The organism is Streptomyces viridosporus, from assembly GCF_002078235.1.
In the GTDB taxonomy this organism is placed as follows: Bacteria; Actinomycetota; Actinomycetes; order Streptomycetales; family Streptomycetaceae; genus Streptomyces; species Streptomyces viridosporus.
The window spans coordinates 1-7470 of record NZ_MSGP01000298.1 but is presented as its reverse complement, the minus strand read 5'-3'; the positions used below and the strand labels follow the sequence as shown (position 1 = coordinate 7470).

General features: G+C 74.7%; 6 protein-coding genes and 1 pseudogene. All 7 read left to right on the top strand.

Features of this window, described 5'->3' with window-relative positions; all coding sequences use genetic code 11:
* Nucleotides 1-210 precede the first annotated feature (210 nt).
* The gene (locus B7L92_RS21330) at nucleotides 211-1878 is read left to right on the top strand and encodes a hydrogenase maturation protein (protein WP_081239091.1); all 1668 of its coding nucleotides are present in this window, start codon (nucleotides 211-213) and stop codon (nucleotides 1876-1878) included.
* 17 nt (nucleotides 1879-1895) lie between these two features.
* Nucleotides 1896-2402 (top strand): annotated as a pseudogene (locus tag B7L92_RS42545) (hydrogenase maturation protease); the annotation flags it as partial.
* Between the two features lie 108 nt (nucleotides 2403-2510).
* Nucleotides 2511-2948 (top strand): hydrogenase maturation nickel metallochaperone HypA/HybF, encoded by a 438-nt coding sequence (locus B7L92_RS42540; protein WP_438364009.1) that lies wholly within the window; start codon nucleotides 2511-2513, stop codon nucleotides 2946-2948.
* Entirely contained in the window at nucleotides 2948-3643 is a 696-nt protein-coding gene (hypB, locus tag B7L92_RS21320; RefSeq protein ID WP_081239090.1) for a hydrogenase nickel incorporation protein HypB, read from the top strand. Before B7L92_RS42540 ends, hypB begins: the two co-directional genes overlap by 1 nt.
* Complete coding sequence (hypF, locus tag B7L92_RS21315; protein WP_081239089.1) at nucleotides 3640-6069, top strand: carbamoyltransferase HypF; 2430 nt, start codon at nucleotides 3640-3642, stop codon at nucleotides 6067-6069. The genes hypB and hypF overlap by 4 nt, the downstream gene beginning before the upstream one ends.
* A gap of 10 nt (nucleotides 6070-6079) precedes the next feature.
* Entirely contained in the window at nucleotides 6080-6376 is a 297-nt protein-coding gene (locus B7L92_RS21310; protein ID WP_004992194.1) for a HypC/HybG/HupF family hydrogenase formation chaperone, read from the top strand.
* Nucleotides 6376-7470: hydrogenase formation protein HypD (gene hypD, locus B7L92_RS21305; protein WP_081239088.1), on the top strand; the 1095-nt coding region annotated here is incomplete at its 3' end. The genes B7L92_RS21310 and hypD, both read left to right, overlap by 1 nt.

Here is a 7470-nt window from a genome sequence, read left to right as displayed (position 1 = left end):
CGCGCCGCCGGCAGCGACGCGCGCCCTCGGCGACTTCGGCGCGCCCGTGGCCCTTCAGGCGCCGCCGCCCACGCAGGCGGACGGAACTATCACTCTCACGAGTGATGAGCGGGATTCGTGTCGACGCTCGCGGCTCGGTATGTCCGACCATCGCAGACAGCCGGGCCGCCCCTCTCCGACGGCCAGAGCACCTCCGGAAAGGCCGTCGCCATGCGCATCCTGCTCATCGCCAGCGCTTACAACAGCCTCACGCAGCGGGTACACGCCGAGCTGCGCGACCGCGGGCACACCGTCGCCGTCGAGGTGACGCCCGGGAGCGACGACGTGGTCCGCGCCGTGGACCGGCACGCGCCCGACCTGGTCCTGGCGCCCATGCTGAAGACGGTCGTCCCCCGCGAGGTGTGGACGGCCCGGACGTGTCTGATCGTGCACCCCGGGCCGGTCGGCGACCGCGGCCCGTCCTCCCTCGACTGGGCGATCCACGAGGACGCCGGTGACTGGGGGGTCACCGTCCTCCAGGCCGAGGAGGAGATGGACGCGGGGCCCGTGTGGGCCACGGCGGCCTTTCCGGTGCCACGGGTGGCCAAGAGCGACCTGTACCGCAACGAGCTGTCCGACGCGGCCCTCGACGCCGTGCTGACGGCCGTCGAGCGGTTCGCCTCCGGCAGCTACTCCCCCGTCGACCAGCGCGACCTGCCGAGCGCGCCCGGCGCCCGGAGCCGTCCCCCGATGCGCCAGGAGACGCGCCGTATCGCCTGGGCCGACGATCCGACCGGGACGGTGCTGCGCACCCTGCGCGCCGCCGACTCCCAGCCCGGTGTCAGGGACGAACTGCTCGGCGGGGAGTGGTTCCTGCACGGCGGCCACCCCGAGCACCGCCTGCGCGGACGTCCCGGCGAGCTGCTGGCGACCCGGGCGGGCGCGATCTGCCGGGCCACGACGGACGGCGCGGTGTGGATCCCGGAACTGCGGGCCCGGACCGGTCCCGGCGCCGCACGCGCCTGCAAGCTGCCCGCCGTGCTCGCCCTGGCCGGACGCATGCCGGACCTGCCGGAGCTGCCCGCGCCCGTCCTGTGCCCCGACTCCGCCGCCACCTGGTCGGACATCCGGTACCGGGAGGAGGGCCCGGTGGGGGTGCTGTCGTTCTCCTTCCCCGGCGGCGCGATGTCCACCGACCACTGCCGACGGCTGCTGGACGCCTACCGGGCGGCCTGTGAGCGGCCCACCGAGGTGCTGGTGCTCGGGGGCGCGCGGGACTTCTTCTCCAACGGCATCCACCTCGGCGTCATCGAGGCGGCGCCCGACCCCGCCGTGGAGTCCTGGGCCAACATCAACGCCATGGACGACCTCGTCGAGGCCGTCCTGACCACCACCGACCGTCTCGTCGTCGGCGCGATCGGCGGGAACGCGGCGGCCGGCGGCGTCATGCTGGCGCTGGCCGCCGACGAGGTGTGGTGCCGCTCCGGCTCCGTGCTCAACCCGCACTACCGGCTCATGGGCCTGTACGGGTCCGAGTACTGGACGTACAGCCTGCCGCGTCGGGTGGGCGCCGCGACGGCACGGCGGCTCACCGAGGACGCGCTGCCGCTCAGCGGCGAACGGGCCCGGGACATCGGTCTGGTCGACCGGGTGATCGCGTGCGCTCCCGCGGACTTCACCGCCGAGGTCACCCGGCTGGCCCACCGCTGGGCCGGCTCCTCCGGGGCGCGGTCGCGCCTCGCCGCGAAGAAGGCCGAGTCCGAGCACCGGGAGGCCGTCACCCCGTTGGCCGCGGTACGGGAGCGCGAGCTCGCGCACATGCACAGGATCTTCTTCGACCCCGACGCGCCCTACCACGCGCTGCGCCGGGCCTTCGTGCGCAAGGAACGAACGTCGTGACCACCGAGGGGAGCCCCATGACCACCGGCACGCCGCGCCCGCACACCCTGGTCGCCGGGGTCGGCAACATCTTCCTCGGCGACGACGGCTTCGGCGTCGAGGTGGCCCGCCGCCTGGCCGGGCAGCCGCTGCCGGAAGGCGTCGAGGTCGCCGACGTCGGCATCCGCGGCGTCCACCTGGCCTACCAGCTCCTCGACGGGTACGACACGCTCGTCGTCCTCGACGCGACGGCGCGGGGAGGGGAACCGGGCACGCTGTACCTGATCGACGCGGCGGAGCCCGCCGACGGGCGACCGCCGGGCGGCCTCGCCCTGGACGGCCACCGCATGTCGCCCGACGCGGTGCTCGCCCTGCTCGGCACCCTGTGCGCGGGCACCGGCGCCGTGCCGCCGCGGCGCACGTGGCTCGTGGGCTGCGAGCCCGGCACCGTCGAGGAGGGCGTCGGCCTCAGCCCGCGGGTGGCCGCCGCGGTGCCCGAGGCGGTGCGCATGGTCACCGACCTGGTCCGCGACGAGGCCGCCGTCCGACCGCGGACCGCCGCCGCGACCGCCCCGGCCGGCGTGCACCGAACGAGCTATGCGCCCCCTCCCTCCCGGCGTGCCGGTCCGACCGCCGGCCCGGCCCCGCCTCTAATGGGCGCGAGAACCACCCCCGGCCAGGACGGAGCGGCGATGCACGAGATGTCCGTCGCCCTGTCGGTCGTGGACCACGTCGAGCAGGCGGCGCGGCCCGACGGCGCGCACGGGGTGCGCCGGGTCCACGTCGAGATCGGCGAACTCGCCGGAGTCGTTCCCGACGCACTCGCGTTCTGCTTCGAGCTCGCCTGCTCCGGCACGGTCCTGGAGGGGGCCGAACTGGTCACCCGGTTCCTCCCCGGCCGGGCCTCCTGCGCACCGTGCGGGCGGGCCTGGGACACGGGGATGCCGCCCGACATGACCTGCGCCGCCTGCCGCAGGGGGGCCACCGAACTGCTCTCGGGCCGCGAGCTGCGGATCACCGAGGTGCACTGGTCCGCGGAGCCCGCCGTGCCCGATCCCGGCCCGGCACCACACCCCGAGGAGAGCAGATGATGTGCCGCACAGTCGACCTCCGACAGGCCGTGCTCGCCAAGAACACGATGGCGGCACGCGTCCTGCGCACCGAGCTGACGGCCCGGGGCACGACGGTCGTCAACCTCCTGTCGAGTCCCGGCAGCGGGAAGACAGCGCTGCTGGAGCGTGAACTGCTGCTGGCGCGGGAGCGCGGCGTCGCGACCGCGGCCCTCACCGCGGACCTCGCCACCGAGAACGACGCCACCCGCCTGGCCCGTTCGGGCGTCCCCGTCAAACAGGTGCTCACCGACGGGCTGTGCCATCTGGAGGCGGACATGCTCGCCGGGCACCTGCACGACTGGCTGCCCGACGCCACCCGGCTGCTCTTCGTGGAGAACGTGGGCAACCTCGTCTGCCCGGCCTCCTACGACCTGGGCGAGTCCCTGCGGGTCGTCCTGGCGTCCGTCACGGAGGGCGAGGACAAGCCGCTGAAGTACCCCACCGCCTTCGGCCTGGCGCAGCTGGTGCTCGTCACCAAGTCCGACCTGGCCGGACCGGCCGCGTTCGACGAGGCCGCCTTCCGCTCCCACGTGGAGCGGGTCAACCCGGGCGTGGACGTGGTGCTCACCTCCGTACGGACCGGCGAGGGCGCCGGTGTGCTGGTGGACCGGGCGCTGGCGGCCGCCGAGGGGGAGGCAGTCCACACGCCGGTGATGGCACGGGCCCGGGCGTGAGCACCGCTCCCGGCGTCCGTCCCGGGCCGGCCCGGGACGCCCCTCCCGTGCGGCGCGCCCGTGTCGTCGTACGGGGCGTGGTGCAGGGCGTGGGCTTCCGCCCCTACGTGTACGGGCTCGCGACGGATCTCCGGCTGGCGGGGCACGTGACCAACACCGGGGAGGGCGTGGTGGTGGAGGTCGAGGGGGCCCCTTCGGCCGTCGACCGGTTCTGCGCGCGTCTCGTGCCCGGTGCGCCGCCCCTCGCGAGGGTGGAGTCGGTGGAGACGGCGGAGGTGCCCGCGACGCGGGAGAGCGGCTTCGGCATCGTCGCGTCCCGCGCCGGCGGCCCGGTGCGCACGCTCGTGCCGCCGGACACCGCGACCTGCCGCGACTGCCTGGCCGAACTCGGTGACGCCACGGACCGGCGCCACGGCCATCCCTTCATCACGTGCACGCACTGCGGGCCGCGTTTCACCATCGTCACCGGTCTGCCGTACGACCGTGAGCACACCACGATGGCGGGGTTCCCCCTGTGCCCCGACTGCGCCCGCGAGTACCACGATCCGGGTGACCGCCGCTTCCACGCGCAGCCGGTCGCCTGTCCCTCCTGCGGTCCGCGCCTGCGGCTCGTGCCGGGCCCCGGCGCGGCCGGCGTGCCGCTGCCCGCCGACCCGATCGGTGCGGCGCGTTCGCTGCTCGCCGCTGGTGCCGTACTCGCCGTCAAGGGCATCGGCGGCTACCACCTGGCCTGTGACGCCACCCTGCCGCGGGCGGTCGCCACGCTGCGGCGCCGCAAGGCCCGCGGGGACAAGCCGTTCGCGCTGATGGCCCGGGACGTCGGGGACGTCGAGCACCTGGTCCACCTCGGCCCGGCCGAACGGGAACTGCTGACCGGGCGGGTGCGGCCCGTCGTCCTGCTGCGGCGGCGGGCCGGCGTCCGTCCGGTCCCCGGGGCGCCCCTTCCCGCCGACTCCGTCGCGCCGGGCAGCCCCGACCTCGGCGTCATGCTGCCGTACACCCCCGTGCACCACTTGCTGCTGGGGACGACGGAGCCGGACCCGGCGGCGCCCCGGCTGCTGGTGATGACGAGCGGCAACGTGTCCGGGGAGCCCATCGTCACGGACGACGACGAGGCCCTGGAGCGGCTGGCCGGGCTGGCCGACGCGTGGCTGACGCACGACCGCCCCGTCCAGGTGCCGTGCGACGACTCCGTCGTCCGCGTCTGCGACGGCGAACCGCTGGTGCTGCGCCGCTCGCGCGGTTACGCGCCGCTGCCGGTCGCGCTGCCCGTGCCGGTGGTCCCGGCGCTCGCGGTCGGGGGCGACCTGAAGAACGTCTTCTGTCTCGGGCAGGGCGACCGGGCCTGGCTGTCCGCCCATGTCGGGGACATGGACGACCTGGCCACCCAGCAGGCGTTCGGCCGTGCCGAGCGGCACCTGGAGTCCGTGACCGGCGTGCGGCCGACGCTGCTGGCCGCCGACGCCCATCCCGGGTACCGGTCGGGGGCGTGGGCACGGCGGCACGCCGGCGGCCGCCCCGTGGTCCGGGTGCAGCACCATCACGCCCACATCGCCTCGGTACTGGCCGAGAACGGGGTCGCGGAGGGCACGCGCGTGATCGGGGTCGCCTTCGACGGCACCGGGCACGGGGACGACGGTGCCGTGTGGGGCGGCGAGTTCCTGCTCGCGGACTACGACGGGTTCCACCGGTTCGCGCACCTGGCCTACGCACCGCTGCCCGGCGGCGACGCGGCGGTGCGCCGGCCGTACCGGATGGCGCTGGCGCACCTGCATGCGGCGGGCATCGCCCCCGCCCCGGACCTGCCGTGCACCTCCGCCTGCCCGGAATCCGAACTCCCCGTGCTGCGAGCCCAGTTGACCCGAGGGCTGAACTGCGTGCCGACCTCCAGCATGGGCCGTCTCTTCGACGCGGTCTCGTCCCTGGCGGGGGTGTGCCACCGCGCGGGCTACGAGGCCCAGGCCGCCGTCGAGCTGGAAGCGGCGGCGGTGGCGGCCGGTGACGAGGCGGAGGATCCGCGCTACGTCTTCCGCCTGTCCGGCCGTCGGGGGCCGGGGGCCGGGCCGTCGACCGCCGACCCGGGGCCGCTGCTGACGGCGGTCGTCGAGGACGTACGGGCGGGGGTTCCGGCGGCGGTGATCGCCGCCCGCTTCCACCGGGCCGTCGCCCGGCTGGTGTGGACGGTGTGCGTCGCGGCGCGCGAGGCGGCCGGTCTGCGGACGGTGGCCCTGACCGGCGGCGTGTTCTCCAACGTGCTGCTGGCCTCAGCCTGTGCCCGCGAGCTGCGGGCGACCGGTTTCACCGTGCTGCGCCACCGGGACGTCCCGCCGAACGACGGCGGCCTCGCCCTCGGTCAGTTGGTCGTGGCGGCCCGGGCGGCAGCCGGACCCGATGACGGGCGCGGGCCCCGCCCGCGCGACAAGTGAGGAGAACCGCATGTGTCTGGCGGTACCCGGCAAGGTGCTGGGCGTCGAGGAACGGGACGGCATCCGCATGGCCGCCGTCGATTTCGGCGGAGTGGTCAAGGAGGTGTGTCTGGAGTACCTGCCCGACCTGCAGGTCGGTGAGTACGCCATCGTCCACGTCGGCTTCGCCCTGCAGCGGCTGGACGAGGAGTCGGCCCGCCGGACCCTGGAGCTGTTCGAGGACCTCGGCATGCTGCAGGAGGAGTTCGGCGACCCGTGGGAACAGGCCGCGCAGGTCGGCGACGACCGCGGCCGGGAGGTGCGGTGATGAAGTACATCGACGAGTTCCAGGACCCCGAGCTGGCGGCGCGCCTGCTCGACGACATCAGGGCCTCGGTGACCAGGCCGTGGGCGCTCATGGAGGTGTGCGGCGGCCAGACCCACAGCATCATCCGGCACGGCATCGACCAACTGCTGCCGGACGAGGTGGAGTTGATCCACGGACCGGGCTGTCCGGTCTGTGTGACGCCGCTGGAGGTGATCGACAAGGCGCTGGCGATCGCCTCGCGGCCCGAGGTCGTCTTCTGCTCCTTCGGCGACATGCTGCGGGTTCCGGGCACGGGCCGCGACCTGTTCCAGGTCCGGGGGGAGGGCGGCGACGTCCGCGTGGTGTACTCCCCGCTCGACGCGCTGCGGATCGCGGAGGAGAACCCGGACCGGGAGGTCGTCTTCTTCGGCATCGGCTTCGAGACCACGGCGCCGCCCAACGCGATGACGGTGCACCAGGCCCGCAGGCGCGGCATCCGCAACTTCAGCCTGCTGGTCTCGCACGTCCGGGTCCCACCCGCGATCGAGGCGATCATGCAGTCGCCGGACTGCCGCGTCCAGGGGTTCCTGGCCGCCGGACACGTGTGCAGCGTGATGGGCACGCAGGAGTACCCGGAGCTCGCCGAGCGGTTCCGGGTGCCCATCGTGGTGACCGGGTTCGAGCCGCTGGACATCCTGGAGGGCGTGCGGCGGACCGTACGGCAGTTGGAGAGGGGCGAGCACACGGTCGACAACGCCTACCCGCGCGCGGTGCCCGCCGAGGGCAATCCCGCCGCGCGGGCCGTGCTGGACGACGTCTTCGAGGTCGCCGACCGCGCCTGGCGCGGCATCGGGGTCATCCCCGACAGCGGCTGGCGCCTGTCGGAGCGGTACCGGGACTACGACGCCGAGCACCGCTTCCGGGTGGAGGACATCGCCACGCTGGAGCCGGCCGAGTGCCGCAGCGGCGAGGTGCTGCAGGGGCTGCTGAAACCCCACGAGTGCGAGGCCTTCGGGACGGCGTGCACTCCGCGCACCCCGCTGGGGGCCACCATGGTGTCCAGTGAGGGCGCCTGCGCCGCGTACTACCTGTACCGGCGGCTGGACCTGCCGGCC

Excerpts from the sequence above, each read along its gene's own strand:
- B7L92_RS42540 (WP_438364009.1), top strand. The coding sequence starts at position 2,511 with ATGGGCGCGAGAACCACCCCCGGCCAGGACGGAGCGGCGATGCACGAG.
- B7L92_RS21310 (WP_004992194.1), top strand. The coding sequence starts at position 6,080 with ATGTGTCTGGCGGTACCCGGCAAGGTGCTGGGCGTCGAGGAACGGGAC.
- hypB (WP_081239090.1), top strand. The coding sequence starts at position 2,948 with ATGTGCCGCACAGTCGACCTCCGACAGGCCGTGCTCGCCAAGAACACG.
- B7L92_RS21330 (WP_081239091.1), top strand. The coding sequence starts at position 211 with ATGCGCATCCTGCTCATCGCCAGCGCTTACAACAGCCTCACGCAGCGG.